Origin of the sequence: Photorhabdus noenieputensis (assembly GCF_018448935.1) — a bacterium.
Taxonomy (GTDB): Bacteria; Pseudomonadota; Gammaproteobacteria; order Enterobacterales; family Enterobacteriaceae; genus Photorhabdus; species Photorhabdus noenieputensis.
The window spans coordinates 1-533 of sequence record NZ_RCWC01000179.1 but is presented as its reverse complement, the minus strand read 5'-3'; the positions used below and the strand labels follow the sequence as shown (position 1 = coordinate 533).

At 59.1% G+C, this 533-nt stretch carries 1 protein-coding gene; it reads left to right on the top strand.

From position 1 onward, the window contains the following. Positions 1-533, top strand: a 533-nt coding sequence (locus tag EAE91_RS23740; RefSeq protein WP_214090570.1) for an AMP-binding protein, incomplete at both ends; no start/stop codon positions are given.

Below are 533 nucleotides of genomic sequence, written 5' to 3'. Positions count from 1 at the left end.
CGGAAACCGCTTATCCTGACTCGTTGTGTATTCATCAATTATTTGAACAACAGGCGGAGCAAACTCCGGACGCGACAGCGTTAGTGCATCAAGGGCAAACGCTCAGTTATGCCGAATTAAATGCCCGTGCCAACCGTCTGGCCCATCAGCTTATCGCGCTGGGCGTCGTACCTGACCAGCGGGTGGCGATTTGTGTGGCGCGTTCACCGGTCATGGTGGTGGGATTGCTGGCGGTAATGAAAGCGGGCGGGGCTTATGTGCCGTTAGACCCGGCTTATCCTGGCGCGCGTCTGGCGCATATTCTGACCGATGCCGCCCCGGCGGTGGTGCTGGCGGATGAAACTGGCTGGGCTGCGCTGGGTGAGGAAGCGCTGACGGGACTCGTGGTGCTGGACCCGAATACCTGGCCAGATCAGCCGGACAGTAATCCATCGGTGCCTGCGCTGACTGCCCGGCATCTGGCCTATGTGATTTATACTTCCGGCTCCACCGGAGTGCCCAAAGGGGTGATGATTGAGCACCGCAATACGGTT